This window comes from Mycobacterium sp. 852002-51163_SCH5372311 (genome assembly GCF_001667115.1).
Taxonomy (GTDB): Bacteria; Actinomycetota; Actinomycetes; order Mycobacteriales; family Mycobacteriaceae; genus Mycobacterium.
Window position 1 is genome coordinate 1 of the sequence record NZ_LZIJ01000027.1, and the last position, 25,961, is coordinate 25,961.

26 protein-coding genes and 1 pseudogene are annotated in these 25,961 nt (G+C 66.1%); 7 read left to right on the plus strand and 20 right to left on the minus strand.

The genetic code is table 11. The features are described 5' to 3' along the window. Nucleotides 1–291: 291 nt before the first annotated feature. Nucleotides 292–1,446: a glycosyltransferase family 4 protein gene (locus A5791_RS03690; RefSeq protein ID WP_067231253.1), complete on the minus strand. Its 1,155-nt coding sequence runs from the start codon at nt 1,444–1,446 to the stop codon at nt 292–294. 41 nt (nt 1,447–1,487) lie between these two features. Here A5791_RS03690 and A5791_RS03695 point away from each other — a divergent pair, with 41 nt between their 5' ends. Then, complete coding sequence (locus A5791_RS03695) at nt 1,488–2,255, plus strand: class I SAM-dependent methyltransferase (RefSeq protein WP_067231256.1); 768 nt, start codon at nt 1,488–1,490, stop codon at nt 2,253–2,255. 94 nt (nt 2,256–2,349) lie between these two features. Then, nucleotides 2,350–3,822, plus strand: a complete 1,473-nt coding sequence (locus A5791_RS03700; protein ID WP_067231260.1) for an aldehyde dehydrogenase — start codon at nt 2,350–2,352, stop codon at nt 3,820–3,822. Here the strand turns inward: A5791_RS03700 and A5791_RS03705 are convergent. Continuing rightward, nucleotides 3,819–4,604 (minus strand): crotonase/enoyl-CoA hydratase family protein, encoded by a 786-nt coding sequence (locus A5791_RS03705; RefSeq protein WP_156660977.1) that lies wholly within the window; start codon nt 4,602–4,604, stop codon nt 3,819–3,821. The two genes, A5791_RS03700 and A5791_RS03705, sit on opposite strands and share 4 nt — an antisense overlap. A 360-nt stretch (nt 4,605–4,964) precedes the next feature. Between A5791_RS03705 and A5791_RS03710 the strand changes: the two genes are divergently transcribed. After that, complete coding sequence (locus A5791_RS03710) at nt 4,965–5,600, plus strand: TetR/AcrR family transcriptional regulator (protein WP_067231267.1); 636 nt, start codon at nt 4,965–4,967, stop codon at nt 5,598–5,600. A gap of 8 nt (nt 5,601–5,608) precedes the next feature. Here A5791_RS03710 and A5791_RS03715 read toward each other — a convergent pair whose 3' ends face one another. The 3 genes from A5791_RS03715 to A5791_RS03725 all read right to left on the minus strand — a co-directional run bounded on the left by A5791_RS03715 (nt 5,609) and on the right by A5791_RS03725 (nt 8,017). Next, a complete protein-coding gene (locus A5791_RS03715; RefSeq protein ID WP_067231271.1) occupies nt 5,609–5,905 on the minus strand; it encodes a hypothetical protein in 297 nt (98 codons plus the stop codon). After that, nucleotides 5,902–7,404, minus strand: coding sequence for a class I adenylate-forming enzyme family protein (locus A5791_RS03720; RefSeq protein WP_067231274.1), 1,503 nt, complete (start codon nt 7,402–7,404; stop codon nt 5,902–5,904). The genes A5791_RS03715 and A5791_RS03720 overlap by 4 nt, the downstream gene beginning before the upstream one ends. An 82-nt stretch (nt 7,405–7,486) precedes the next feature. Further along, nucleotides 7,487–8,017 (minus strand): isoprenylcysteine carboxylmethyltransferase family protein, encoded by a 531-nt coding sequence (locus A5791_RS03725; protein ID WP_067231278.1) that lies wholly within the window; start codon nt 8,015–8,017, stop codon nt 7,487–7,489. An 81-nt stretch (nt 8,018–8,098) separates the two neighbouring features. Here A5791_RS03725 and A5791_RS03730 point away from each other — a divergent pair, with 81 nt between their 5' ends. Beyond that, nucleotides 8,099–8,689: a TetR family transcriptional regulator gene (locus tag A5791_RS03730; protein WP_067231282.1), complete on the plus strand. Its 591-nt coding sequence runs from the start codon at nt 8,099–8,101 to the stop codon at nt 8,687–8,689. 463 nt (nt 8,690–9,152) lie between these two features. On the opposite strand, the gene A5791_RS27015 is transcribed toward A5791_RS03730, so the two are convergent. From A5791_RS27015 to A5791_RS03780, 11 genes and pseudogenes are all read right to left on the minus strand, one after another. Then, on the minus strand, nt 9,153–9,737 hold the full coding sequence (locus tag A5791_RS27015) for a DUF5994 family protein (RefSeq protein WP_369828012.1): 585 nt from the start codon (nt 9,735–9,737) through the stop codon (nt 9,153–9,155). Between the two features lie 115 nt (nt 9,738–9,852). After that, on the minus strand, nt 9,853–10,485 hold the full coding sequence (locus A5791_RS03740) for an STAS domain-containing protein (protein WP_067231289.1): 633 nt from the start codon (nt 10,483–10,485) through the stop codon (nt 9,853–9,855). A 58-nt stretch (nt 10,486–10,543) separates the two neighbouring features. Then, nucleotides 10,544–11,011 (minus strand): GreA/GreB family elongation factor, encoded by a 468-nt coding sequence (locus tag A5791_RS03745; RefSeq protein ID WP_067231293.1) that lies wholly within the window; start codon nt 11,009–11,011, stop codon nt 10,544–10,546. Between the two features lie 121 nt (nt 11,012–11,132). Continuing rightward, on the minus strand, nt 11,133–11,636 hold the full coding sequence (locus tag A5791_RS03750) for a GreA/GreB family elongation factor (protein WP_067231298.1): 504 nt from the start codon (nt 11,634–11,636) through the stop codon (nt 11,133–11,135). A gap of 444 nt (nt 11,637–12,080) precedes the next feature. Continuing rightward, nucleotides 12,081–12,647: a hypothetical protein gene (locus A5791_RS03755; RefSeq protein WP_067231495.1), complete on the minus strand. Its 567-nt coding sequence runs from the start codon at nt 12,645–12,647 to the stop codon at nt 12,081–12,083. Between the two features lie 230 nt (nt 12,648–12,877). Then, nucleotides 12,878–13,187: pseudogene (locus tag A5791_RS25775) on the minus strand (helix-turn-helix domain-containing protein); the annotation flags it as partial. A 150-nt stretch (nt 13,188–13,337) separates the two neighbouring features. Beyond that, nucleotides 13,338–14,117, minus strand: coding sequence for a crotonase/enoyl-CoA hydratase family protein (locus A5791_RS03760; protein ID WP_067231301.1), 780 nt, complete (start codon nt 14,115–14,117; stop codon nt 13,338–13,340). A 58-nt stretch (nt 14,118–14,175) separates the two neighbouring features. Then, nucleotides 14,176–15,585 (minus strand): wax ester/triacylglycerol synthase family O-acyltransferase, encoded by a 1,410-nt coding sequence (locus A5791_RS03765; RefSeq protein ID WP_067231304.1) that lies wholly within the window; start codon nt 15,583–15,585, stop codon nt 14,176–14,178. Between the two features lie 43 nt (nt 15,586–15,628). Next, nucleotides 15,629–16,840 (minus strand): alpha/beta hydrolase, encoded by a 1,212-nt coding sequence (locus A5791_RS03770; RefSeq protein WP_067231309.1) that lies wholly within the window; start codon nt 16,838–16,840, stop codon nt 15,629–15,631. Nucleotides 16,841–16,966: 126 nt separating this feature from the next. Continuing rightward, the gene (locus tag A5791_RS03775; RefSeq protein WP_067231312.1) at nt 16,967–17,506 is read right to left on the minus strand and encodes a hypothetical protein; all 540 of its coding nucleotides are present in this window, start codon (nt 17,504–17,506) and stop codon (nt 16,967–16,969) included. 1 nt (nt 17,507) lies between these two features. After that, complete coding sequence (locus A5791_RS03780) at nt 17,508–18,722, minus strand: molybdopterin-dependent oxidoreductase (RefSeq protein WP_067231315.1); 1,215 nt, start codon at nt 18,720–18,722, stop codon at nt 17,508–17,510. Nucleotides 18,723–18,817: 95 nt separating this feature from the next. On the opposite strand from A5791_RS03780, the gene A5791_RS03785 reads away from it, so the two are divergent. After that, complete coding sequence (locus A5791_RS03785) at nt 18,818–19,705, plus strand: alpha/beta hydrolase (RefSeq protein WP_067231319.1); 888 nt, start codon at nt 18,818–18,820, stop codon at nt 19,703–19,705. A 7-nt stretch (nt 19,706–19,712) separates the two neighbouring features. Here A5791_RS03785 and A5791_RS03790 read toward each other — a convergent pair whose 3' ends face one another. Genes A5791_RS03790 through A5791_RS03800 form a run of 3 tightly spaced genes read right to left on the minus strand, consistent with a single transcriptional unit; the run spans nt 19,713 to nt 23,224 of the window. Beyond that, entirely contained in the window at nt 19,713–21,017 is a 1,305-nt protein-coding gene (locus tag A5791_RS03790) for an amidohydrolase family protein (RefSeq protein WP_067231322.1), read from the minus strand. Then, nucleotides 21,011–22,177 carry a CoA transferase gene (locus A5791_RS03795; protein ID WP_067231326.1) on the minus strand — a complete coding sequence of 389 codons (1,167 nt, stop codon included), beginning with the start codon at nt 22,175–22,177 and terminating at the stop codon, nt 21,011–21,013. Before A5791_RS03795 ends, A5791_RS03790 begins: the two co-directional genes overlap by 7 nt. Before the next feature lie 30 nt (nt 22,178–22,207). Further along, the gene (locus A5791_RS03800; protein WP_067231329.1) at nt 22,208–23,224 is read right to left on the minus strand and encodes a MaoC family dehydratase; all 1,017 of its coding nucleotides are present in this window, start codon (nt 23,222–23,224) and stop codon (nt 22,208–22,210) included. Nucleotides 23,225–23,281: 57 nt separating this feature from the next. On the opposite strand from A5791_RS03800, the gene A5791_RS03805 reads away from it, so the two are divergent. Together A5791_RS03805 and A5791_RS03810 are read left to right on the plus strand one after the other, a co-directional pair. Continuing rightward, nucleotides 23,282–24,427, plus strand: a complete 1,146-nt coding sequence (locus A5791_RS03805) for an acyl-CoA dehydrogenase family protein (protein WP_067231333.1) — start codon at nt 23,282–23,284, stop codon at nt 24,425–24,427. 115 nt (nt 24,428–24,542) lie between these two features. Further along, a complete protein-coding gene (locus tag A5791_RS03810; RefSeq protein ID WP_067231338.1) occupies nt 24,543–24,977 on the plus strand; it encodes a CD225/dispanin family protein in 435 nt (144 codons plus the stop codon). 31 nt (nt 24,978–25,008) lie between these two features. On the opposite strand, the gene A5791_RS03815 is transcribed toward A5791_RS03810, so the two are convergent. Beyond that, nucleotides 25,009–25,959 carry an enoyl-CoA hydratase/isomerase family protein gene (locus tag A5791_RS03815; protein ID WP_067231341.1) on the minus strand — a complete coding sequence of 317 codons (951 nt, stop codon included), beginning with the start codon at nt 25,957–25,959 and terminating at the stop codon, nt 25,009–25,011. Between the last annotated feature and the right edge of the window lie 2 nt (nt 25,960–25,961).

The following is a 25,961-nucleotide window of genomic DNA, read 5'->3' on the forward strand; positions in this document are numbered from 1 at the left end:
CCATTAGGGGGCACGCGGTCGGCGCATCGCCTGCCCTTGAGCGTGAGCTGACGGCGTTGCGCGTGAAGCCAGGGCGTTGCGCGTGAACTGACGGCGTTGCGCGTGAAGTGACGGCGGGAATCGGCGCGGATCTCCGCCCTGGCTTCACACCCAACGCCCTGGCTTCACACCCAACGCCCTGGCTTCACACCCAACGGTGAGACAACGGATGTCGCCGCGGGGACGGAACCGCCAATTCCGCAACAGCCCGAGTTCGTACCGAAACTGGGGATTTTGCGTCTTCTCGGCGAACTACATCACGCCGCTGACGAAGTCACCGGCTCGCGCGGCTTCCAGGACACTGCGCATCGCGTCGGCGCTTTGCCGCCAGGAGAATTCGGCGCTGCGCGTCTGCGCCTTGGTGCCGAGCTGGTCTCGCAACACCGGGTCGGACAGCAGTTGTTCGAGCCGGTCCACCAGCTGGGTGCGATCGTCCACCAACACCCCGGTCACGCCGTCGACGATCGAGTCGGACAATCCGCCCGAGGAGCGGTAGCCGATGGTGGGCACGCGGTGCTGGCCCGCCTCGACCACCGCGAGAGCCCAGCCCTCCTTGCGCGAGGGCAGCACGTGCACCCATGCGCTTTGCAGCACATGGTGTTTGGTCACATCGTCGACGTGGCCGTGGAATGTCACCGCGTCGCCGATGCCGAGCCGCTGGACGTGGTCGACGAGTCGCTGCCGCCACCAGCCGTCGCCGACGATGTCGAGATGCAGACCCGAAATGCGCGGCCGCAGCTCCGCGACGGCTTCCAGCGCGTCCTCGATCTGCTTGTGCGGCACCAGTCGCGAGAGCACGACCACCCGGGGCGCTGCGGCACGCGGTCCGGACAAGGTTCGCGCCGGTGCCTCGTCAAGGCCGTTGCGTACCACCGCGATCCGCTCGTTGCCCACCCCCAGCGCGACCAGATCGCGCGCCGATGGCAGCGACACCGTCAGGTATTGGTTGTGCCGGTGCAGCCACGGCGACAGCGTCGACTCGACGTACCAGCCGACCCTGGCGATCACCGGGCCGGCTACCGGCCATTGCTCGCGGTGACAGTGGTGCACCAGCACCACCACCCGTCGGCCGTACACCAGCCCGGCAAGGAAGGGCAAGCCGTTCTGGGTATCGACGACCAGATCGGGCCGCACTCGTCGCAGTGGCCCGAGCCGGAATCGGGCGGCCACCATCGCCACCAGCGCCCAGATGTACACCGAGTACCGCCCACCGGCCCGGCTGATGCGCACCCCGTCAACGACTTCACGTCGCGGCGCGCCCGGATAGCGCGCGGTGCGCAAGGTGACCTCGATGCCGGAGGCGGCCAGTTGAGCACCGATGCGCTGTAGGTAGGTCTCGCTGCCGCCGCCCTGTGGATGACCGGTATCGCGCCAGCACAGCAGCAGTACCGAGCGCAGGTCAGACATAAGTCGTCAGCCTAACCGGTAACGGCCGTAGGGTGTGGCGAGTGGCGGCGACCGACATTTTCGCGCGGCGGGCGACGCTGGCCCGCTCGTTGCGACTGCTGTCCGAATTCCGCTATGAACAGCCGGACCCGGCGCGCTTCTACGGCGCACTGGCCGCCGACACCGCGACCATGGTCGGGGATCTCTGGCAGGCCACCCACGGTGAGTCGCCCGTTGGCCGCACGCTGCTCGACGTCGGCGGCGGCCCGGGCTACTTCGGGAGCGCCTTCGCCGACGCCGGCATCCGATACATCGGTGTCGAACCGGACCCGAACGAGATGCATGCGAGCGGACCGGCCAGACCCCGCGGCTCAGGCATGTTCGTCCGGGCATCGGGCGTGGCGCTGCCCTTCGCCGACAGCTCGGTGGACATCTGCTTGTCGTCCAACGTCGCCGAGCACGTGCCGCGGCCCTGGCAGCTGGGCGACGAGATGCTGCGGGTCACCCGGCCGGGCGGGCTGGCGGTGCTGTCGTACACGGTCTGGCTGGGACCCTTCGGTGGGCACGAAATGGGCCTGAGCCACTACCTCGGTGGATACCGCGCCGCCGCCCGCTATGCGCGCAAGCACGGTTATCCAGCAAAGAACAACTACGGGTCGTCGTTATTCGCGGTGTCGGTGGCCGACGGCTTGAACTGGGCCGCCGCCACCGGCGCGGCGATCGCTGCATTTCCGCGCTACCACCCGCGATGGGCATGGTGGCTGACCGCGGTGCCGGTGCTGCGGGAGTTCCTGGTCAGCAATCTCGTGCTGGTGCTCCAGCCGCGATAATGGAACATGTTCTAATTTCGCTTTGCCTTGGGTAGGGTGGCGCCATGACCGCCGGCGACGATGCCGCGCGGAGCAACGAGGAGGAGCCGCGTATATGACCGACAGCCAAACGACGGAATACGACAAACTTTTCATCGGCGGCAAGTGGGCGGAGCCGTCGACGTCCGAGGTCATCGAGGTGCACTGCCCGGCGACCGGCGAGTACGTCGGCAAGGTGCCGCTGGCAGCGGCGGCCGACGTGGACGCCGCGGTTGCCGCGGCCCGCGCCGCCTTCGACACCGGCCCCTGGCCCTCGACGCCGCCGAAGGAACGCGCGGCCGTCATCGCGAATGCCGTCAAGTTGCTGGAGGAGCGCAAGCCGCTGTTCGCCAAGCTGCTCGCCGACGAGACGGGTCAGCCGCCGACCACCATCGAGACGATGCACTGGATGGGTTCGATCGGCGCGATGAACTTCTTCGCCGGGCCCGCGGTCGACCAGGTGAAGTGGCGGGAGATCCGCAACGGCGCCTACGGGCAGACCATCGTCCATCGTGAGCCGATCGGTGTGGTCGGCGCGATCATCGCATGGAACGTGCCGCTGTTCTTGGCGGTCAACAAGCTGGGTCCGGCGTTGCTGGCCGGCTGCACGGTGGTGCTCAAGCCGGCCGCCGAAACACCGCTGACCGCAAATGCTTTGGCTGAGGTGTTCGCCGAAGCGGGCCTGCCCGAGGGCGTGCTGTCCGTGGTGCCCGGCGGGATCGAGACCGGACAGGCACTGACATCGAACCGCGACGTCGACCTGTTCACCTTCACCGGCAGTTCGGGCGTCGGCAAGGAGATCGGCCGCCGTGCCGCCGAAATGCTGAAGCCGTGCACGCTGGAGCTCGGCGGGAAATCGGCCGCGATCGTGCTCGACGACGTCGACCTGGCCGCGGCGGTCCCGATGCTCGTGTTCTCCGGGATCATGAACACCGGTCAGGCCTGCGTCGGCCAGACCCGCATCCTGGCGCCCCGTTCGCGTTACGACGAGATCGTCGATGCGGTAAGCAATTTCGTGCAGGCGCTGCCGGTCGGGCCGCCGTCCGACGCGGCCGCCCAGATCGGTTCGCTGATCTCGGAGAAGCAACGCGCCCGGGTCGAGGGATACATAGCCAAGGGCATCGAGGAGGGCGCCCGGCTGGTGTGCGGCGGCGGCCGTCCCGAGGGGCTGGACAACGGCTTCTTCGTGCAGCCCACCGTCTTCGCCGACGTCGACAACAAGATGACGATCGCCCAGGAGGAGATCTTCGGGCCGGTGCTGAGCATCATCCCGTATGACACCGAGGACGACGCGATCAAGATCGCCAACGATTCGGTGTACGGGCTGGCCGGCAGCGTGTGGACCGCCGATGTGCCGCGCGGCATCGAGATCTCGGAGAAGATTCGCACCGGGACCTACGCCATCAACTGGTATGCGTTCGATCCCTGCTGTCCCTTCGGCGGCTACAAGAATTCCGGCATCGGCCGCGAGAACGGCCCGGAGGGCGTCGAGCACTTCACCCAGCAGAAGAGCGTGCTGATGCCGATGGGTTACACGCTGGACAGCTAGCGACCCTGGAAACGGGCCTGCCGTCGTTCGACGAACGACTGCACGCCCTCGGCGGCGTCCTGACTGCCGAACAGCTCGCTAATGGCCGGGACCAGCCGCTCGATCGCGGCAGCCTCGCCCTGGTCGCGTGCCGTGTGCGCCGACGCCAGCGTGGCCCGAACGCCCAGCGGCGCCGCGCGGTCGGCGATGGTATGCGCTATTTCGCGGGCCCGGGCCAGCGCTGCGGACGCATCGTCGGCCACCTCCTGCACCAGGCCGATGCGGTGTGCCTCGGCGGCGTCGAACTCGTCGCCGGTGAGCAGCCAGCGCATGGCGTTGCCCCAGCCGGCGTCGCGGGGCAGGCGGATCGTCGCGCCGCCGAACGGGTAGATGCCGCGCTGCACTTCGAGTTGCGTGAACCGGGTGCCGGCGGCGGCGACGCGGATATCGGCGGCCAACAGCAGCTCGATGCCCAGCGTCATGCACCAACCGTGCGCGACCGCCACCAGCGGCGTGGTCCACGGCCCGTCCAGTCGCCACGGGTCGCGGCCGTCTTCCGGAACCGGCCGCTCACCAGCCGCGATGGCCGGTGCGACGTCGACGAGATCCAGACCGGCGGTGAAGTGGTCACCGTGCGCGAACAGCACACCGGCGCGCACCGAGTCGTCGGATTCGAGCAACGCGTACGCGCGGGCCAGGTCGGCCAACATCGCCCGGTTGAACGAATTGCGTTTGTGCGCACGGTTGAGTCCGATCAGCAGGACATGCCCGTCCCGCTCGAGGGTCACGGTTTCCAAGGTCATCGGGTCAGTCAAACGCAGCCATAGCCAATATGCAATACCTCATACCGCGGACCGGAATCCGCGGGTGGCCCGGATCTCACGCGCTCGGCCTCGATCCGGTTCTCCGCAGTACACGCACCGTTAATCTGGAATGGACTTGCTTACTAGATGGTTGTCTCATATGCTATCTAGCATAATTATGGGTCGGCGAGAAACTCCGGCGCATAAGAGCAGCACCCGCCGGGAGTAGCTAATGTGGATTCTTGAACTCAACGTCGCCGGCTATCAATTCACGCGCGAGATGCCTGACCTGCGGCGGCGGCCGTCCTGGTTCAACCGCCGCAATGCGCACTGGCCGGCCCTGCGACACTCTCACGCTGCATGAGGCCGCCGAAGAGTGCTGCATCGGCAAGGCGATGCGACACCCGCACGAAGATGCTGATCAGCGCCGCCGAGGTGATGCGGGAACGCGGCGCGGCCGGCGTCACGATCGACGAGGTGCTCGCCCGCAGCGGCGCGCCTCGCGGCTCGGTGTACTACCACTTTCCCGAGGGCCGCATCCAGATCCTTGCCGAAGCGCTGCGGTACTCCGGTGACTCCATCACCGCCACCATCGACGAGGCCGTCGACCGGGGCGCCAAGGTCCTGCTGCGCGAGTACGTCAAGTACTGGGAGCGCCTGCTGATCGACGGCGACTTCAACGCCGGCTGCCCCGTGGTCGCCGCGGCGATCGGCTGCGGCGCCGACGACGAACCGGAGCTGTCCGCCGAGGCGGGCGTCATCCTGGGCCGTTGGTGTACCGCGATGACGCGCGCGTTCGTCGCCGAAGGCTTTAGCGAGGCGGATGCCGCGTCGCTTGCGGTGATGTCGATCTCCGCGATGGAGGGCGCAATAGTGTTGTGCCGCTCGACGCGCAGCGTGATCCCGCTGCGCCAGGTTAGCGAACAGCTCGAATTCCTGATCAAGGCAAGGGAATTCGTCTCACGGCAGGTTCCTGCCGGGACGGCCGCCGGCTAGGCGGGCGATCAGTCGCTGGCCGGCAGCGGCTTGACCTCTTTGAGTTGCAGCGCGGTCTGGCCGACGCTCAGGCTTCCGGCGCCGGGCTTGGTCACCAGCACCTCGGCTCCGGTTTCGTCGACGTAACGCTTCCCCATGATGGTGCCGTCGGCGAAGGCAGGGTCGAGTTCGCCCTTCCGCTCGCCGCCGATCTCGACCATCGGGGCTCCGCCGCAGCGCAGGTCGTCAAGGCTGTCGGCGCTTCTGACCACGATCACCTGCGTGTCGCAGACCTGGCTGGCCAAACGGGTTCCGTTCTTGATCATGCGGTTAGTCCTTCTAGCTCTTCGATGATCTCCCGGCGAAGTACCTTGCCGGTAGCGGTAGTTGGCAGCTCGTGGCGAAACACTACCCGGTCCGGGGTGCGCGATCCGCGCAAGCTCTCGCGGACGTACTCGCGCAGTTCGTCGGCGTCGGGCTCGACACCGTCGGCCGGAACCACCACCGCGACGATCGCCTGTCCCCACTGCGGATCCTCGACACCGACCACGGCGACATCGCGCACCTGCGGGTGCTCGACCAGAACTTCCTCGAGCTCCGCGGGCGCGATGTTCTCGCCGCCGCGGATGATGGTGTCGTCGCTGCGTCCGCCGATGAAAAGGTAGCCGTCGGCATCGAGGACGGCGATGTCTCTCGTTGGGAACCAACCGTTTTCGTCCAGCACCGAACCGATCCCGGTGTAGCGGCCCGACACCTGCTCACCGCGCACGAACAGCTCGCCGCTCTGGCCCGGGCCGAGGATGGTCCCGTCCTCGCCGCGGATTTGCAGCTCGATCCCGGGCACCGGCTGCCCCACCGATCCGAGGCGCTTGGCGACGGCGGAATCCCCCGACGACACCGCGGCCAGGGCGGCGCGGTGGTCGTCGGGGGTGAGCACGGCGATCGTCGAGCTCGTCTCGGTAAGGCCATACGCGTTGACAAAGCCCACGTTTGGCAACAGCTCCAGCGCCCGGCGGACCAGTGGCAGGCCCACCTTCGAGCCGCCGTAGGCCAGGTTGCGCAGCGAGGGCAGTTCATGCCGGCCACTCTCCAGCACGCTCACGATGCGGTCCAGCATGGTGGGCACCACAGTCGCGGTGGTCACGTGCTCGGCGTTGATCAGCGAGACCCATTCCTGCGCATCGAAATTGGGCAGATACACCATCTTTCGGCCGGCGTACAGGTTCGACAGCGCGGCGCCGACGCCGGCGATGTGGTACGGCGGCACGCAGATCAGCGCGGCGTCTGTGGGATCGGCCGACTCGAATTCGACTGTGCCGGTGACATAGCTGGTCAGATTGTTGTGCGAGAGCTCGACGGCCTTGGGTTGCGATGTGGTGCCCGAAGTGAACAGCACAATGGCCACGGCATCGGGGTCGGGGAATTCGGCGACCGGATCGACGCTGCGCGCAGCGGTCAAGAATTCGTCGGAGAGCATCACCCGCCGCGCCGCGCCGCCGAGCATTTCGCGATAACGGCTGTCGACAATCACCAGCGGCTCGGGCAACCGCCGGACCAGGCTCTGGATGCCCTCGGCGGACAGCCGGTAATTGATCGGGGTGAAGGCCAGACCGGCCCGCGCCGCGGCGAATATCAGTACCGGCAACATCGCACCGCCGATGCCGACGTAGGCGACGTGGCGAGCATTGGAACCCGCGATGACACCCGCGCCGCCGTCGGCGAGGTCGCTGAGCTGCTGCGTAGTCAACCGCAAGTCGCCATCGACGACAGCCGTGCGATCGGGGTTGCTCGACGTCGCCATCTCGAGCAGCAACGAAACGCTCATCCTCGATCTTTCTCGGATTCCAGCCTTTACAAATCTAGGCCGTAGTGTAACCCATGATACCGAGGGCCGTTACCGCCGCCGGTCACCGCCAGGGCGACATTCGGGGAATCCAGCGGGGCACGTTGCGCCGGTACTCGACGTATCCGGCTCCGTAGCGCTGCACGAGATGCGGCTCTTCCCAGAACCGGATCACTGTCGCGAGTACGGCGAAAAAGATCGCGAACCAGGCGAGCAGCCAGCCCGACGCGGTGAGCGCCGCCTCCCCCAGCAGGACGCAGAGCACTCCGGTGATCATCGGGTTCCGGACGTGCCGGTATGGGCCGCGAACGACCAGGTGGACCGGCTCTCCGAGCACCGGGCCCACCCCGAGCGTGCCTTTGCCGATCCGGTCGAACAGGACGATTGTCCAGACCATCAGAGCCAGCCCGGCGGCGATCAACAGGGCGCCGACCGTCGCCAGCGCGATCGACGTGGGCGAGCCCAGGTCCGGTAGCCGCACGCCGTCTGGGATCACGATGAGCGCGGGAATGACGAGCGTCATGGTGACTGGAGCTACCAGGATCGAGAGCAGGTGCCGCCACCAAAGTCGTCGTTCATGCGTGTTGGTAACCATTTTCTTCAACCTCCGTTCAAGAATGGAATGTACTCCTGCGTGATGGCAATGGTCAACGGTCGTTGAAGTATGCTTTGGTGCATGTCAGAGGGGCGGCGCAGCGGCCGCTGGCGCACCGGTCAGCAGAGCAGGCAGCGGATCATCGACGCGGCGCGCGAACGCTTCATGCACGACGGGTACGAGCGGGCCACCATCCGCGCCATCGCCGGCGACGCCGGGGTGGACGTCGCGATGGTCTACTACTTCTTCGGCAGCAAGGAAGGGCTGTTCACCGCGTCGGCGCTGACCGGACCCGAGCACCCGCTGCATCATCTGGCCACGCTGCTCGACGACGGCACCGAGGACATCGGCCCGCGGCTGGTGCGCCGCTTCCTCGAGCACTGGGACGAAGGTGCCGCATATGAGCCACTGCTGACGCTATGGCGCTCGGCAGCCATCCACCCACAGGCGCGAAAGGTGTTGCACGACAGCCTCGCCGGCCCGATGGCCGAGCGGGTGGCCACGGAGTTCGGCGTGACGGATGCCGAGCTGCGGGTCGAGCTGGTGGCCAGTCATCTGGCCGGGCTGGCGTTCGCGCGCTACCAGCTGAAGATCGAGCCGATGGCGTCGACCAGCATCGAGGATCTGGTCACCTGGCTGGGCCCGACCGTACAGCGGTACCTGACGGGTTGATCGGGCGGCTTATTGCTCGAAGCGGCTTAGACTTCTGCGAGGCGACTCATCTTCTTCGACCAGCCCGGTACAAGAGCCCCGGATCCTGTCACGCCGGAGGCAATGCCGACCTTGGAGCAATGGGCCGACAGTATCACCGCCGTGTTGGACGATCTCGGGAGCAGTGAAGCGGTCCTCGTCGCGTTCGACGGGGCGTTCGCGCAAGCGGCGCTGTTCGCGGCGACACATCCATCGCGCACCGCAGCGCTTGTCTCCTTGAGGGCTACGTGGATCCGGGGGAGCAGCCAGAACGTATGCGCCCCATGCAGATCCGGGGACGATCCGGCTCAAATGCGTCGACAAACCGGCGACCACCAGCACGGCGGTGGCGAGCACGCTCCAGTGCACACCGACCATCACGCCGGCTACCCGGCCCAGCTTCTACCGTCGGGATCATCGTTACTCCTTTGCTTCTCGTCCCATGTCACAATCGTGGCCCTCTGCATGACCATCGAAGGGCTCCTCTTTCCCTCCGCTGCCGCGTGATTGGAGCGTGGTATCGGTCCTCGCCGCTGTCTGCGCTGAGTCCGAGTAGCTGGTTGGGTGTGCAAACATTGCCGACGGTCGCCGCTCGTGTCATCGCAGTGTTCGCGTCGTCGAAGCTCGTGTATGGGGGCACTACCAGAAGAGCAAGTCTTCCGAACTGCTTACCGAAGACTGTGATGACGCTTGGCGCGTCTTGGCTGGCGTCGAGGATCACCTCGCCGCCTTCGTGTTTCAGGCTCGACGGCGTCGGTGACCAATCGTCTTGGTGATAGCGCACCCGATCAACCGGTCCAAACCGCAACGACAAGGCGCCAAGGAGTGATGGAAGTTCGGCGGCCAGCCTCGCTGACCATGGCCACCAGGCTCCTTGGACGAAGCCACACGTCCGGTGTGCGGATTTCAATCGCAGCCGTAAGGATGCGATTGTCGATCGCTGTACTCGTGGGACACTAACGTGCTCAGCGGTTGTTAACATGCTTGTTTCTGCCTTCCTGGCGTTGAGCCGAGTTCGCACACGGTTCATTACCCCCTCGGGGTAAGAACCCCGCTTACAATTCCATTCTGGTGTGAATCCCGGTGGCTGCGTTCGCCGTAACGCGACTACCCGACCACGAGCCGTTGTAGTCACACGACAGCGTTTATGTCCGCAAGGTAAGTGACATCGGCAGTGCGGCGACTATGGCGGGTGAGTCCCCCCGCGGCTTGGGCGTATACAGCGCGCCGCCCTCCCCTTCCCAACGGTTGATCTGCTTATCCGGGACGTTCGACGGGACATGTTGCGTCAGTATCGACTTCAGTCGATCGGTGAGCTTGTCCATGCCAAGGACTTTGCGCGACCATGCCTGGCTATCGGGTCTGAGTTGCTGTCGGGCCTCCTCCAGCGAAGCCGCGACGGGGAACCCGTGGTCACCATCGTCGGTATGTAGCAGCCGATCCACAGCACGGCTAGCCACCAACGCCCACCGTACGCCCTCACGTTGACAGGTCTCGGCGATCTTGACTAGCCCTCGAAAGCCGTCGCTGCCAAAGAAGTCCACACCGCGAAGGTCAACGATTAGCGGTCGGTGACGAGTGGCCAAGTCATCGATCCGGTCACTTAGCCGCTCGGCGTTGTAGGCGTCGACCGCGCCCCGCACCTCGACGATGGTGATCTCCGGCTGGAAATGGGTGTGCAGCGACATGCCGGCGTGATCGACTGGCACCGAACCATTGGGTGCAAGCTGTCGCGTGTAGGTGTCGGTGCCGCGGCAGTTGTTAATCGTTGACATCATGGGCGAAATCTTTCTAATTGTTTTGTTCTGTGGCTGTCCGGGTTTCTGCGGGTCGCCGTTACTGCACTGCGGCTGTGTGAACGCCGTAGGGCACGGCTTTCAGGAGTGTGACGGTGAGGGCGACGCCGCTGGGCAGGGTGTAGGTGCGCCGCTCACCGGGGCGGGCGCCTTCGATGGCGGCGCCTAGCGGGGATTGGTTGGAGTAGACCTCAATATCGCCGTATTCGGCGCCGCGCACACCCAGGAGGAAGGTCTCGATGTCGCCGGTGTCGTCGTAACGGATCGTCAAAACCATGCCCGGTTCGGCGACCCCGTCGTCGGGCGGATCCTCGCCGGCGACGGCATTGACCAACAGATTATGAATCTGTTGGATCCTTGCCTGCCACGCGCGGTGGACAGCGGTGGCGTTGTCGTCGGAGTTGCCATCAGCGGTTGCACTGGTATGCAACACCCGAAGGGTGGCCAGTTCCCTTTGTAAGCGCTCGTAGGCTTGCGGCGAGACCCACACGCGCTGTGTGCTGGTCATCACTATTCCTTTCATGAACGTGGTAAGTGAGCTGACGTCGCGAGTTCCGGCATGACGCGATGTTGTCGGCGCGGTTCGTTTCGGGACGCTGTCTGTTGGTAATGCTCTGCGGTCCTGGCGATTACAGTCGGGCCGCGACACCATGCTGCGACCTGGGGCTTTTCGCCACATGCATCGCGTAGGGGACGGCCTCGAGCAGCGTCACCAGCCGTCCGCTCTCGTTGGGAAGTGAGTAGATACGCTGCTCGCCAGGACGTGCGCCGGCAATCGCGTGGCCCAGCGGTGACAGCGTCGAGTAGACCGGGACGTCGGCGCCCACGCCGAAACGCCTTCCGAGCAAGAAGGTTTCAGTCTGACCGGAGTCGTCGTAGCGGATGGTGAGAACCATGCCCGGTTCGGCGATGCGGCGGACAGCGGGACTCTCACCGACGACAGCATTGGTCAGCAGATCCTGAATCTCGCGGATGCGTGCTCGTCGCGCTGGATACCCTGCGGTGAGATTCGCGTCGTAATCCATGAAGTCGTCGGGAACTTCAATACTGCGCCGCGAGCGCAGCGCGGCAAGCTCACTGTGCAGCCGCGTGTAGTCCTGTCGCGACATCCAGATGCGTTCGGTGGTAGTCATTTTGAGTATGTCCTTTCGTTTGTCGAGTGAGAGTCGTCAGGGGCAGGCCAACGCAGGCAGCCGCTGACGACTCGGGGACACGTTGTGGGCCAATGTTCGCCGCGGTGCATGCCCGCGGGGATCGGGAGTGCCGGTGGCCGATCTTGCGCAGCGGATCGAACTTGGCTGGGAGGCTATTTTCCGGTGGTGATCTGTTCGGCCGATAGCCGACCGGAGTACTTGCCAGGTGCGCCAACCCTTCTAAATCCATTGTGGCATTCGCGGGCGCCACGGCGTTTGCCGAAAACCGACAACGGCGCTGTGGAGCATTGTCGCGCCCCGACAACGCGCTGTTGCCGCGAAGCCACGACGGCGTGACCGGCGAGAGCGCGCTTCATATCTGTCGGAAACCCAATCCCAGGGGCAATTCGGTTGGGAGAGTAGATATGAGTGGGCGGCGCTGTCTTATCGCTCGACAAGGCGGTTGAAGCTCTGTTGCCATTGGTCGTAGCGGAGTCGGTCAAGGGTGATACGTGCACGCGCGAATAAGCCCAAGGCCAAGACGGTTATGGCCCACCAGGTCGCTATTCCGAAGGTCACTGCCGCGTCGCGGGCGGTGTTTACCGGTGCGGGTACCGAGACACCTTCGTCATCTACCCAAATCTGAATGTCGTCACCAATCTTGGCTGTCAGCGGCGCAGTGACGTCGCCGGTGCGCTCGGCCCCGGCGGCAAACCATCGGGCAGGAATCGTCACTGTTGGGCTTTCAACGTCCCGACGAGGGTGACTATCCCCAGTGACTGTCGCGGTCACCGGGTGGCGAGTTTGGACCTGCTCGGCATAGATGCGGGTTCGAGAATCATAGACAGCGGTGCCCACGGCGGCACCGATAGGCACAGCAATCAGGAGCACCGCAACGCATAACACGAAAACCAGTGCCTCCACCCGGTCTGTGGCGCGTACCAGCGGGTTACGACCAAACAGCCGCACGAACAGCTTCCTCGGCAAGGACGCGGTGGAGGTCGTCTCCATCACGGTGTCATCATCTGGCCGACGGTCGGCGGTCCGTTGATGCTCGGAGTCTGAGGTGGACATCGCACGTTTCCCTCGGGAGCGTTGGTGTGTATTTGAGCTATTGCAAGATCGGCCGGAAACCGGCCGTAACGGAAACCTGGCCCTGACTCGGCAATCTCCATGATGGTCTGAGCGGCCGCCACAAGCTTTACCGCAGCCAGACAACCACGCTGCCGCGCTTTGTCGAGCTACGACAGCGCCCCTGGTAAATCGGCGTCGGTGGCTGCGAGTTCTATCATCATCGCCAGCCGTTTCTTGGCGTCGTCCAGGGGCAGGTTGGTTATCTCGGCCATCTTGCGCAGGCTGGTAACGCACGGTGTTCTCGTGCACCCCCAACCGCTCACCGGCGCGCGCCGGGTCGCCCTGCTCCTCCAGCCGGGCCCGCAGCGTGGCCACATAGTCCGTCGCGTTGTCGCGGTCGTGGCGGCGCAACTCGGCCACCGGTCCGCGGTCAGGAGTCCGGCCGGACCACGCCGCCCTACGCAATCGCTGCAGCAGTGGATGCATCAGCGCCCTTGCGCACACCGAACAGTTCGGCGCCAGGATCTGCGCCTGCGTCCGATCCGTGATCCTTCGAACATGCGTTCGAGTATGCCACAGGCCCCCGACACGATGCGGGATCGGACGGTTTGGAAGGAACCTTCCGGCCTACGTCCCTGTCCAGCGCGGCGGACGCTTCTCGGCGAACGCGATCGCGCCCTCCTTGGCGTCGTTGGACATGAAGATCGGGGCCAGGATCTTGATCTGCTCCGCGAACCTGGTCTCCGGGCTCCAGCCGCGGGATTCGACGATGATCCGCTTGGTGGCCGCCACCGCCAGCGGCCCGTTTGCGGTGATCTTTTCCGCCAGCGCGATCGCCGCGTCCAGCGCCGACCCGGGCTCGGCCAGGACGTTGACCAAGCCCAGCTCGTGGGCGCGCTCGGCAGACAGATTGTCACCGGTCAGCGCCAATTCCATGGCAATGGCGTAGGGGATCCGCTCCGGCAGCCGCAGCAGTCCCCCACCGCCGGCCACCAGGCCACGCTTCACCTCCGGAATGCCGAACGCGGAGTCCTTGGCCGCCACGATGAGGTCGGTGGCCAGCGCCAGCTCGGTCCCGCCGGCCAGCGCGTACCCCTCCACCGCCGCGATCAGCGGCTTGGCGGGTGGACGTTCTGTGAAGCCCATGCCGCGGCCCTCGACGACGACGTTCTCGCCGCGGGCGAACGCCTTGAGATCCATACCCGCGCAGAACGAGCCGCCCGCACCGGTCAGGATTCCCACCGAAAGGCCGTTGTCGCCGTCGAGGCGGTCCATCGCGTCGGCCAAGGCGCGGCTCACCGCCGCGTTGACCGCGTTCTTGGCTTTGGGCCGGTTGATGGTGATGATCAGGATCCGGTCCCGCTGCTCGACCAGGACCTCGGAATCAGTGTTCGCTTCGTCGCTCACAGTGCAGATGGTAACGGTCTGCTTGCGTGACGAACCGGCCGGTCAATGTAAACCGGCATCAAGCTTGAGCCATGGCGGCCTCGACGACCGTCAGTTCTTCGGAAAGCCCAGCAGCCCTGCGTATTTCGACAAAGTCTGCGACCATGGCATCGGTCACCTCATGCGGGTCCTTGACGGTGCAACCGTCAGACAGCACCGAGATGTTGAGCTGGTCGACGTAACTCCACACTGTGATATTCAGGCCGCTGCCGGCGGTCAACGGGCCCACCGAATAGATCTCGGTGACCAGCGCACCGCCCACTCTCCCGCGTTCACGGGGACCGGGGACGTTCGAGATATTCAGGTTCAGCACCTTGTTCTGCCCATCGCGGCTCGACATCCACCGGAACATGGCTTCCGTCGTCACCGGAGGCCAATAGGCCGCCCAGCGGCTGATCAGCTCCGGCCCCAACAACTGATGGCTTTCCTTGGCGAACACCGCGTTCTCGTGGGCGTAACGCACTCGTTCCAGCGGGTCGTCGCAATCGGTCGGCAACGCCACCATCATTCCGCTGAACCGGTTTCCGGAGATCCGCTCAGGCGAGAAGTCGTAGGCCACCGGGACCGACGCCAGCAGCGGTTCGGCCTTGCCGTCGTACCGCAACAGCAGGGTGCGCAGCGCGCCGCTCGACATGGCCAGCACCATGTCGTTGATGGTCGCGCCGAGCTTCTTGCCGGTCGCCTTGACATCGGCGAAAGCCAGTGTGGCGGTAGCGAATCGGCGTTCCGGGGTGAGCATGTGGTTCATGAAGGTCGGCGGCGGGGTGAATGGCCGGGTCAGCTCCGGCGAAAACTTGCGCGAGCTGCGCCGCACTCGGCCAACGCCTTCCGCGGTGTAGCGGATCGTGGCGGGGAGGCGCCCGATGTGCCGCAGATGGTCCACGAACGCCGAAGTCATCAACTCCCGCTTACTGGGCGCTGGATCGGGCGTGTACGAGCCACTCTGAGGTGTGGGCATCAGGTCCATGCCGTGCGCCATCAGGTTCGCCGACGCCACGCCGTCGGCAAGCGCGTGGTGGATCTTAACCACCACGGCGATCCGGTGGTTGGCCAGACCCTCCACGAAGTACATCTCCCACAACGGGTAGGCACGGTCCAGCGGCGTGCTGGCGATCTGTCCGATCGCCTCGTCGAGTTCCCGACGGCCACCGGGCGCGGCCAGCCGCCAGGGCCGGATGTGGTATTCGAAATCGACTTCGCAGTTCTCCCGCCACATCGGGTGGTGGAACTTCAGCGGCACGTCGACCAGCTGATAGCCCAACGGCACCAGCTTGTCCATCCGGCTGGCGATGACCTGACGGAACGCGTCGATGCCGAAGCCGCGATGGTCCTCGTCGAGTTCGATCACGGCCACTTTGATGGTGTGCATGTGCACATTGGGCGTCTCGCTGTACAGCAGTACCGCGTCCCACCCGCTGAGCCGTTTCACCGCAGGCCCCTACTCATACGGCGACCTTACAATCGGCTGGCGCTCAGATAACCCGTTTCGCGAACTGCGTGCGGTTGCGATACACCTGATTGAGGAACAGAGCCGTCGTGTGTGCCATCGCACCCGCACGGGAACCGTCGAGCAGGTCGAAGCCGTGACCGGCCCCCGGCAGCTCGACATAGCTGACCAGCGAGCTGGAAACCGAACGCAGCCGGTCGACGAAGCTGCGGGCCTGCTCCACCGGGATCACGGTGTCCTTGCTTCCGTGAATCACCAAGAACGGCGGTGCATTTCGGTGCACGCGGGCGATCGGCGACGCGGCGCGGAACACTTCCGGGTGTCGGGCGATCGACCGCCTCACCACCACCCGCTCCAGGAAGTCGACGAACCTGACGCGCTCCGGTGTGGAGCGGTCTTCCCAGTCGTAGCGGCCGTAGATGCCCACCACCGCGTCCACTGAGCTGTCCGCACCTTCGGGCAGCGCGGCCTGGAAAGCGGGGTCGTTACCGGTGAGCCCGGCCAGCGCAGACAGGTGGCCTCCGGCCGAACAACCTGCCACCGCAATGAAATTGCGGTCACCGCCGAACTTGTCGACGTTGGCGCGTGCCCACGCGATCGCGGTCTTGACGTCTGCGATGTGGCGCGGCCAGCGGTGGTGCGGCGAGACGCGGTAGTCGATCGCCAGGCAGACCCAACCCTGCTCCGCCAGTCGCGATATCAATGCGGACCCCTGCAGGGTGCGGCTGCCGTGTACCCAGGCACCGCCCGGGACGAAGATCAGCACCGGTGCGGGTTCGGTGGGCAGATCCTGGCGGCGCCAGACGTCGAGCATCTGGGCCGGGCTGTCGCCGTAGTGGACGCCGCGACGGTAGAGGTGCCGACGCTGCCGTAGCGCCTCCCAGATCGGCGGCGTGCGTTCCGCAGTGGGCCATTCGGCGTCCAGGTCCGCCGACGAGACGACACCACGCAACGCCGTGACGGAGACCTCGTGGGTGCTTTCGCGGTCGCGGCGGCGGTCTTCCTTGACGTCCTTGACGCCCGGAGTCAGCCAGCCACGCGCCGCCGCAGCCGCGAATTCGGGCGCGTGCCGGGCTCCCCAGACGCTGATTGCGGTGATTGTGCCAAGCGGTTCAAGGCGCTTGCCCACGACCGGCAGCGAAGCCCCCGCAACGCTTAGGGCCAGCATATAGTCGGCAGGCCGGGCCCGCAGCAACCATCTCACACAGGGTTTCATGCGCGGTCCCGTCGCCGTCATGGTTGGGAGCGTACCCCTACGCGGATGGCGGCAACCGCGTTTGTGGGCACCAAATCTGCGTCGACGAAAATTTGGTCGCCTATGCGGTTTGCCATGGAAGCATTTGTCGAGCTTTACGCTATTGGCCTATTCGCTCTTGGGCGCTCGGATCGCGGCCTGGACACTCCCGGCGCCCTTCCGGCGCGCCACGGCAAGCCGCGCCGCGTAGGCGATCGCGCTGGTGGCGAACATGAGTGCGGTGAGCAGGAGCCACCTGCCGAGAAACGGCTGCTGGGTCTCTCCGGTAGCGGCCAGATAGGTGGGAGCGCCCTGCTGGATGATCCCGGGCAGAAAGATCAGCAACGTCAGTCCGGCCGCCAGGGCGGGAATCCGAATGTGGTTGCGGGCGAGCACTTTCGGGTGGCGATGTGGCGGGAGCCGACGCAGCCGCGATTCCATTATCCGGTCGGCCAGCGCATAGAGCGGGAACAGCAGCAGATCGTGGACGATGACCGCGGCGGCGAACCATACGATGATCGACTGCCACCAGCTGCCCGGATTCCACAGCGTGCCGGGCTTGAAGGTGACCAACACATAGCCAAACAGGGCGAACCCAGCAACCATGGTCAGCAGATGCAACGGATGGGATCCGTAGTGACGAGCAAAATGCTTTCGCAGCCTTGGCATTTCACGCCTCGAACGCGATCGATGCGACCCACTTGGTGTTGTGTACACCGGGCAGCGCGGGAACGATCACCCGGGCCGGATAGCCATGGTCGATCGGCAGGTCGGCGCCGTTCACACGCAAGGCCAGCAGCGCATCGGGGTCACCGATCTGGTTGGCTTGCAGCATCGCTCGGCCGAAGGCGCCACCTCTTTGCAGCGACGTCACCCGGGCCGATCGCGGTGACCGCACACCGGCCACGCGGGCCAGCTCGACCAGCGGAACCCCGGTCCAGCTCTGAACCGTCGACCACCCTTCCACGCAGGCGATCGGCAGCCTCACGGTGCGTTGCGGAAGCGCGCACAGCATCCCGCGATCGAGTACCACCTCCGACGGCCCGCCGCGCAGCGTCAACCTCCAGTCCGCGCCGACGTTCTCCGGCGCGATGCCGGCGGCCACAGCCGTCTTGTTGACCGGGAAATCGCGGCCCCGCCCCCGCGGCAGCAACAGGGCGGTGCTGCGGGCGGCACCACCGAGCGTCTGCCCGACGGTGAGTAACCCGATCAGCAGCACCCCGGAGCCGACCAGTGCCAGTGCACCGCGCCTGCTCATCGTCGGTTCGGCCGGCTCGGCGGCCACCAGACCGGCGGGGTCCAGCGGCTGTGGACGGGTGTCGGCGACGTTGGTACGCAACACTTCTCGGAATGGCAGCGATCGCAACCCGGTGATCATGTGCGGAATCTTGAGCGCGATGTGCATCAGGAACCCGGCGATGCAAACCCAAGCCCCGAAGTAGTGGCCGTCGTAGAAGCTGAATCCGAAGATGTAGTCGTACTGAATGTTGAGCACACCGGTGACGATCTGAAACAGCACTCCACCGACCAGCATCGCCAACGACAGCCGCTCCAGCAGCTGGGCGACCGAGCGCGCCGGCGGCCACACGAACAGCCGCGGGATCACCGACCACAGTTTGGCCAGGACCACCGGGATGATCACCAGACCCAGCCCGACATGCAGTCCCTGAGTCAGCCGGTACAGCCACGACGGATGGGTGGGCCAGGTGAACGCGGGCAGGCGCAGCCAGCCGACGTCGGCGGGGATGGCCTGACCGAATTGGGGCGAATATGCCGAATAGGACAGCAGGCCAGTGACGAAGATGATGGGCAACGCCACCAACAACACCAGTCCGAACACCGACGTCAGCCAGGGTCCACGCAGCGGACTGCGCCACCGCGGCATCCGTTGCCGATCAACCCGATCCTTGGCCACCTGAACCAGGGTCCCACGCTTGGTCTGCCCGCCCGCATACTGGACCGGTGTCGACCACTTCCAACATGGATGTTCACCCTGACCTGCGTCGCATCGCACGCATCGCCCCACGCCAACTGGTCGGTCCGCGGACATTGCCGCTGATTCGGGTCTTGAGCGAGCGGATCCGCGGTCGCGGACCATCCGACGATGTCGAGGTACTCACCCTGGAATCCGGGGCCGGCGTGCGGCTGTTCCGGCCGGTCGGAGTCGACGGGCCGGCGCCCGCCCTGCTGTGGATTCACGGCGGCGGATTCGTGATGGGGACCGCACGGCAGGACGACCGGGTATGCCGCGGCTTCAGCAAGAGGCTGGGCATCACCGTCGCGTCGGTCGAATACCGTCTGGCACCGGAACATCCGTATCCGGCGGCGCTGGAGGACTGCTACGCGGTGCTGACCTGGCTGGCCGCGCTGCCCGCGGTTGACCCCGGGCGAGTGGCGATCGGCGGCGCCAGTGCCGGCGGCGGTTTGGCGGCAGCCCTGGCGCTGCTGGCCCGCGACCGCGGCGAGGTGACGCCGGCATTCCAGCTACTGGTGTATCCCATGCTGGACGATCGCAGTGGTGACGCTGCCGACAAGCCGAACTACCGGCTGTGGAACGCGCGCGCCAACCGGTTCGGCTGGACGGCGTATCTCGGCACTGCCGACCCGGTGGTCGCCGTCCCCGCCAGGCGCGAAGACCTGAGGGGGCTGCCACCCACCTGGATCGGCGTGGGCGACAACGATCTTTTCCATGACGAGGACCTCGCTTATGCCGAACGTCTGAAGAGCGCCGACGTACCGTGCGAGGTCGAAGTGGTGCCGGGCGTCTTCCACGGGTTCGACCTGGTGGCGCCGAAAGCCCAAGTGTCACAGGGGTTCTTTGCGAGCCAATGCGATGCCCTGCGGTCCGGGCTCGCGCTTACGGTTTGATCGCCGGTCACATGGCGAAGTAAATGAGCTGGCCGCCGATGACCGTGGCGGCCACCATGCCGGCGTCCAGCTCGGCCAGCACCGTCGCCGGTGGTTCGTTCAGCACACACAGGTCGCCCGGCTGCCCGGGTGCGACGGTCCGAGCGCGGCCCGGCTGATCGGGCCGGCCCAGAAACATCTCCAAAGCCGTTCGCGCCGATACGCATTCGTCGGCACTGAGCACTGCGCCACTGAGCGTGGTGCGATAAACCGCGGCACGCATCGCGGTCCACGGGTCGCCGTGGCCGAACGGCCTGTCGGTGGACAGCGCGACCGGCACCGACGCGTTGAGCAACGACGCCACCCGCCAGAGCTGACCGTGCTCGGCGGCGGGGACGTCGGCAAGATACTGGTCGCCGCGCTCGGCGACGAAGTTCGGCTGGGTGACCACCGTAACCTGCAGGTCGGCGAGGTCGCTGAGGTTGTCGTCCGGCACAACCGACGCGTGCTCGATGCGATCGAGCGGATGGCTTCCGGCCTCGCGCAGGGCGGCGATGGTTACTACCAGTTGTGCCGCGGTGACGCAGTGCACGGCAACCGGCCGGCCGGCACGGTGTTGCTCGGCAATCCAATTCGTCAAGGAGTCCAGGTCCAGACGGTCGTCCTGCAGGATCTTCTTGCCCGGTGACAGGAAATGCAGCCGCGGCCGGAACTCGCCGCGACGGTGCGCCACCATCAGCGAGACCATGTCGTCGGCGCCGAGGTCGGGGGTGGCGTCGGTGACGCCGGTGACGCCGGCCGCGGTGATCCGCCGGCTGAGTTCCGCCAGGTTGGTTTCGCGCCGCTCCACCGCGTCTGACCAGCCAGGGTCGGCACTGCGGAGACGTCCATCGGAATGCTCGGTCATGCCGATTCGGCCCAGGGCAGCGGAATTGAGCATCCAGAGCGCGCCGCTGCGGTGCTGAATGCGCACCGGGATGTTGGGTACCACCGCGTCAAGAGCGTTGCGGTCCAACTCTCCGGCAACCGACTCGTGATACCCGACCGCGCGGATCCACCCGTCGGGGCCGGGTGTGGCGTTCGACAATAGTTGTGCCAATTGGTCTTTGGTGCTTACGCCGGGTGGTCCGACGAAAAACGAATCCAACGCGGAAGCAGCGGACCGCACGTGCACATGATGATCGTGCAGCCCGGGTAGCACGGTACCGCCGCCGGCGTAGAGCACACCCTCTCCGGGCGCGGCACTGAGCCCGCTGCCGACCTCCTCGATCTGCGCGCCCACCCGGATGTCGACCATTCTGCCGTCGAGCAGTGCAGCTCCTTGAATCAGCATGATAGACAGCGTCTTTCGGCAACCAGGCGGCGAACCGTGTCGTCGTCGGCGCCGAGCTCGGGCGCTGACCTGCGCACTGCCGGTGGCCGCGGTGGTGGGGCCGGATACGCCGAGACGGACGACACCGCCGGCAACTCCGCATAGCGGGCGGCCACCGCCGCCATGGCCAGCTGAACCAATTCGCCGCCACCCCTGCGCAGCGATTCGGTCACCGCCAACATGGCCTCCAGCCCCGTCAGCGGGTCGGCGACGGCGTCGCCGCAGAACACGGGCCCGTCGACGCTGGTGCCTACCAAGCCGCCCGCTACCGCGGCGTCATCGCCGAAGGCCGGCCGTCCCGACTCGCTGTCATATCCGGTTACCCGCAGCCAGATTCGTCCCGCCCGCGGCATCAGGTGGTCGGGACCGAGCCGGCGTCTGGCGAGCGCCGCCGCCCGCGAACCTTCGATCACGATGTCGGCGACGGTGAGCAACTGCTGCAGCTCGTCAACCTGTGCGTCGAAATCCAGGCAATAGGACAGTTTTTCGCCGTTGATCCAGTCGAAGAAGGCACGATTTCCGGCGCGGGTGCCGTCCGGACGGCGACGGCTTTCGACTTTGACGACGGTGGCTCCGGCGCGGGCCAGGAGTTTCCCGCACAACGGGCCGGCCCACATCGAGGACAGGTCGGCCACCAGCAGACCCGCCAGCCCACGCCCGCGAACCGGGTCGCCCATGCGGCGAATCCGCGGCGACGTGGGTGCAGCCTCACCCAATGCAGCAGCCGGGATGTCGAGCAGAGCCGCACGCCCTACGATATCCGACACGAAACGCGTTGCGGCCCAGGCGGCAAGCGCTGGCCACGGATCGTCGGGTACGTCGTCCACTTGCAGCAACGCGGGCACGGCGGCGATGTCGTCAGGACGGGACAGGGTGATCGCGCACCAGCCGTCCCGGGTCTGCAGCAGCCGGCTGGCGCCACCGGCCGACACCCGCCCGCCGCGGGTCAGTCCGAGCAACCCGGCCCGCCCGGCGAGCAGGCTCGCCGCATCCGCGGTGATCCGTTCGGCGTGACTCAGCATGTTGGCCCGGGAGAAGTCGGGTGGACCGTCGGGCAGACCGGTCAGATAGGCCAGCCCGCTGCTACCCCAGCTTGCCAGCGCACAACTCACGACGCCCATTGTGCTCGCTGTGCTCGTGCGGGGGAGCGTTTAGAACTGCAGCGCGCTAAAGCGCCAGTCCAGCACCTGCCGGTCGGACTGATCTGCCGAACCGCTGACCGCGTAGACCACCGATCGCAGTCCGAGTACCCCGCCGGCGGCCGTCTCCTCGACGGACTCGACGTGCAACTCGCTGTACAGCGTGTCGCCCTCGTACACCGGGCCGGTGTGGTCGCAGGACTGCCAGCCCAGGACCGTCACCAGATTCGGCAATAGCCGGTTGGCCTGAGCCAGAGCCAGCCCGATGGTGTGCCCGCCGTAGACCAACCGCTGGCCGCCGACACGCGAATCGTGGTGTGTCGCAGCGATGTTCAGGGTGAGACGGGCCAACTCTGGCGCGCCGCTGACCACGTCGGCCGTGCTGTGCAGCACCGCGCCCGCCAGCCCGGTGTCGAAGTGCGGTCCCGGCACCCGGTTTCGGAACACCTCGCCGTCCCATTGCGCGGTCGGATCAGAAGCCGGCATCACCGGGTCTGATCCGATGGCGGACAGATCGTCGGCGGGAGCACCGGACGGATCGAACTCCGGGCCGGCGGGCAGCATCGCGCAGCGGTAGAAGTCGAGCACCAACCGGTCGGCCTGGTCGATGGTGATCATGCGCAGCGCCGCCAGGCCCGTGGGCGCCCGTCCCGGCTTGGGCGAATTCGCCCGTAGCCCAACCACTTCGGTGCGGGTATAGATGGTGTCTCCGATGACGGGGAACCGGTGAAACGTGAGCCCGCGGTAGAACAGGTTGGCTTTGACCCGCTGGGTGACCAGCGTCGACTGTCCGATCGCGACGTCGCACACCAGTCCCGGATGCGCCAGCGGACCCGGCGCACCGGTCACGGCGGCGCACAGCTGAGCATCGAGTGCCAGCCGCATCCGATCGCCCACGATGGCCTGGTGTGCGGCCGCCAATCCCGACGACAGCGTGGCCGCAGGGGCCCAGTCGAACACCTGGCCAATCGACAGGTCGTCGAAGAAGGGCCCACCCTCGCGCACGCCCCCGTACCCATTCGCAGTCACAACGCCACATGCTGGCAGGCTGTCGAAGCGAGGGTCAACGCGGGAGGGCGGTCTCAGGTGAACGACGAAGAAGACATGCTGATTGCCACCGTGCGCGCATTCGTCGATCGCGACGTGAAACCGACCGTGCGCGACGTCGAGCACGCCAACACCTACCCCGAGGCGTGGATCGAGCAGATGAAGCGGATCGGCATCTACGGCCTGGCCATTCCCGAGGAGTACGGCGGATCGCCGGTGTCCATGCCGTGTTATGTCCGGGTCACCGAACAGCTGGCCCGCGGCTGGATGAGCCTGGCCGGCGCGATGGGCGGACACACCGTCGTGGCCAAACTGCTGACGCTGTTCGGCACCGAGGAACAGCGACGGACGTATCTGCCGCCGATGGCAACCGGCGAACTGCGGGCCACCATGGCCCTGACCGAGCCAGGCGGTGGTTCCGACTTGCAGAACATGACCACTACTGCGCTACCCGACGGTTCCGGGGGATTGACGATCAACGGTGCCAAGACCTGGATCAGCAATGCGCGCCATTCCGGCCTGATCGCCGTGCTGTGCAAGACCGATCCGAATGCCACGCCGCGTCATCGGGGTATCTCGATCGCGTTGGTCGGGCACGGACCCGGACTGACGGTGTCGCGGGATTTGCCCAAGCTTGGCTACAAGGGCGTCGAATCCTGTGAGCTTTCCTTCGACGACTACCGCATTCCCGAGTCGGCGATTCTGGGTGGCGTGATGGGACAGGGCTTTTCGCAGATGATGAAGGGCCTCGAGACCGGCCGCATCCAGGTTGCTGCGCGCTCGCTCGGCGTTGCCTCGGCAGCCTTGGAGGACGCGTTGGCCTATGCCCAGCAACGGGAAAGCTTCGGCCGCCCGATTTGGCAGCATCAGGCCGTCGGCAATTACCTGGCCGACATGGCGACCAAGCTCACTGCCGCCCGTCAGCTGACCCGTTATGCCGCCGAGCGTTACGACGGCGGCGAACGCTGCGACATGGAGGCCGGGATGGCCAAGCTGTTCGCCTCGGAGGTGGCAATGGAAATCGCCCTGAACGCGGTGCGAATCCATGGCGGTTACGGTTATTCGACCGAATACGATGTCGAACGCTACTTCCGCGATGCTCCGTTGATGATCGTCGGCGAAGGCACCAACGAGATCCAGCGCAACGTGATCGCCGGGCAATTGGTGGCCCGGGGCGGAATCTGAGCATCGTCTACGTCCCAGTTACCCCGGCGGCTCAGCCGGCGGGTGCTGTATATTTGCCTGACCTTGGCGCCAGGGAGGCGGCCGGAATCTGTCGAGCCGAAGGAAGGCAGTGGCCATGAGTTACCCGCCAGACCCCTACGGCGGTTCGCCGGGTTGGCAAGGCCAGCAACCGGGTTGGCCGGGGCAGCAACCCGGTTGGCAGGGCCAGCAACCGGGGTGGCCGGCTCAACAACCTGGTTGGCCGAGTGGACCACCGCCGGACAACTACCTGGTCTGGGCGATATTGACGACGATCTTCTGCTGTCTGCCCGCAGGAGTCGTGTCGATCGTCTACTCCTCCAAGGTCTCCGGGCTGTGGATGCAGGGGCAGTACGCCGAAGCTCAGGCGGCGGCCAACAACGCGAAGAGGTGGGCGATCATCAGCGCCATCGTCGCCGCGGTACTGATTGTCGGCTACCTGGTGTTCATGCTCGTGATGTTCATGGTTGGTGTCAGCACCTACAGCCATATCCCCTCTACAACGACGACGCACTACTACCGTCGGTACTGATACCGTCGTTACTGATAGCGCCGTTACTGAGTCAAGCGTCCACCAGGCCCCAGGCGAGCGCGGTCTGTTTGTCGATGGTGTGACCCGACAACACCAGATAAGCTGTGCGCCAACGACCGATCCGGCGGGTAACGCTGACGGTGCCGCCGGCTCCGGGAATCAGCCCCAGACCCAGTTCCGGCAGTCCGAACACCGAATCGCTCTGTGCGTCAATCCATCCGCAGAACGCGGCCATCTCCAGCCCGCTGCCCAGAACACGGCCGTGCACCTCGGCGCGGCATGCCCGCCCGAGCCGGGCGGTGAGGGCGTCCAGCGCCAGCGCGGGGCTGTGACGGGTACGGGCCAGGTGCGCGCTCGCCGGGTCGGCGAAGGTGCCGAATTCCGCGAGGTCGCCGCCGCTGCAAAACGACGGACCGTTGCCGCTCAATACGATTTCGGTCACCGACGAGTCCAGCTGCGCGACTATGAGCGCGTCCAGCAGCGCGGCGCGGGCGTCGGTGGAAAATGCGTTGTGACGCTGTGGCCGGTTGAATCGGATTCGCAAGGTATTGCCCTCACGCTCGGCTTGCACGGGTTCGGCGATGTCGGGCATACGGGCCGGACCGCGTTCGTCGAGCCAGCGCGTGAACTCCGGCCCCGCCTGCAGGGTCGAGTAGGCGAGGGACTCGGCGACGACTCCGGCCAGCGTTGCGGCTTTCGCGTCGACGGTACGCAATACGTCGTCGCACACACTGCTGGCATGCGGCCAGCGCTCACAGCGCTGCGTCAGCTCCGCCAGTGCGTCGGGCAACGAGTCGACCGTGACCACTCTGCGATCGGCGCAGGGCTCCTCGGTCAGCGTGAAAGACGCTGCTTCCAAGCAGGATTCGGCGTCCGCGAAGTCAGCCACCGAGCCGACGGCAACAACGACGCCGGGCGGTGACTCGGCGCGGACCTCGAAGCCGGGATCCGGCGAACTCGACAGATCGACCACCCGCAGCATCG

Coding starts and splice junctions, on each gene's coding strand:
- A5791_RS03700 (WP_067231260.1), top strand. CDS start 2,350: ATGACCGACAGCCAAACGACGGAATACGACAAACTTTTCATCGGCGGC.
- A5791_RS03750 (WP_067231298.1), bottom strand. CDS start 11,636: ATGACTACCACCGAACGCATCTGGATGTCGCGACAGGACTACACGCGG.
- A5791_RS03795 (WP_067231326.1), bottom strand. CDS start 22,177: ATGGGCGTCGTGAGTTGTGCGCTGGCAAGCTGGGGTAGCAGCGGGCTG.
- A5791_RS03810 (WP_067231338.1), top strand. CDS start 24,543: ATGAGTTACCCGCCAGACCCCTACGGCGGTTCGCCGGGTTGGCAAGGC.
- A5791_RS03775 (WP_067231312.1), bottom strand. CDS start 17,506: ATGCCAAGGCTGCGAAAGCATTTTGCTCGTCACTACGGATCCCATCCG.
- A5791_RS03730 (WP_067231282.1), top strand. CDS start 8,099: ATGTCAGAGGGGCGGCGCAGCGGCCGCTGGCGCACCGGTCAGCAGAGC.
- A5791_RS03780 (WP_067231315.1), bottom strand. CDS start 18,722: ATGCCGCGGTGGCGCAGTCCGCTGCGTGGACCCTGGCTGACGTCGGTG.
- A5791_RS03740 (WP_067231289.1), bottom strand. CDS start 10,485: ATGATGTCAACGATTAACAACTGCCGCGGCACCGACACCTACACGCGA.
- A5791_RS03710 (WP_067231267.1), top strand. CDS start 4,965: ATGAGGCCGCCGAAGAGTGCTGCATCGGCAAGGCGATGCGACACCCGC.
- A5791_RS27015 (WP_369828012.1), bottom strand. CDS start 9,737: ATGAACCGTGTGCGAACTCGGCTCAACGCCAGGAAGGCAGAAACAAGC.
- A5791_RS03725 (WP_067231278.1), bottom strand. CDS start 8,017: ATGGTTACCAACACGCATGAACGACGACTTTGGTGGCGGCACCTGCTC.
- A5791_RS03815 (WP_067231341.1), bottom strand. CDS start 25,959: ATGCTGCGGGTGGTCGATCTGTCGAGTTCGCCGGATCCCGGCTTCGAG.
- A5791_RS03785 (WP_067231319.1), top strand. CDS start 18,818: ATGGATGTTCACCCTGACCTGCGTCGCATCGCACGCATCGCCCCACGC.
- A5791_RS03790 (WP_067231322.1), bottom strand. CDS start 21,017: ATGCTGATTCAAGGAGCTGCACTGCTCGACGGCAGAATGGTCGACATC.
- A5791_RS03690 (WP_067231253.1), bottom strand. CDS start 1,446: ATGTCTGACCTGCGCTCGGTACTGCTGCTGTGCTGGCGCGATACCGGT.
- A5791_RS03715 (WP_067231271.1), bottom strand. CDS start 5,905: ATGATCAAGAACGGAACCCGTTTGGCCAGCCAGGTCTGCGACACGCAG.
- A5791_RS03755 (WP_067231495.1), bottom strand. CDS start 12,647: ATGGAGACGACCTCCACCGCGTCCTTGCCGAGGAAGCTGTTCGTGCGG.
- A5791_RS03745 (WP_067231293.1), bottom strand. CDS start 11,011: ATGACCAGCACACAGCGCGTGTGGGTCTCGCCGCAAGCCTACGAGCGC.
- A5791_RS03770 (WP_067231309.1), bottom strand. CDS start 16,840: ATGACGGCGACGGGACCGCGCATGAAACCCTGTGTGAGATGGTTGCTG.
- A5791_RS03720 (WP_067231274.1), bottom strand. CDS start 7,404: ATGAGCGTTTCGTTGCTGCTCGAGATGGCGACGTCGAGCAACCCCGAT.
- A5791_RS03705 (WP_156660977.1), bottom strand. CDS start 4,604: ATGACCTTGGAAACCGTGACCCTCGAGCGGGACGGGCATGTCCTGCTG.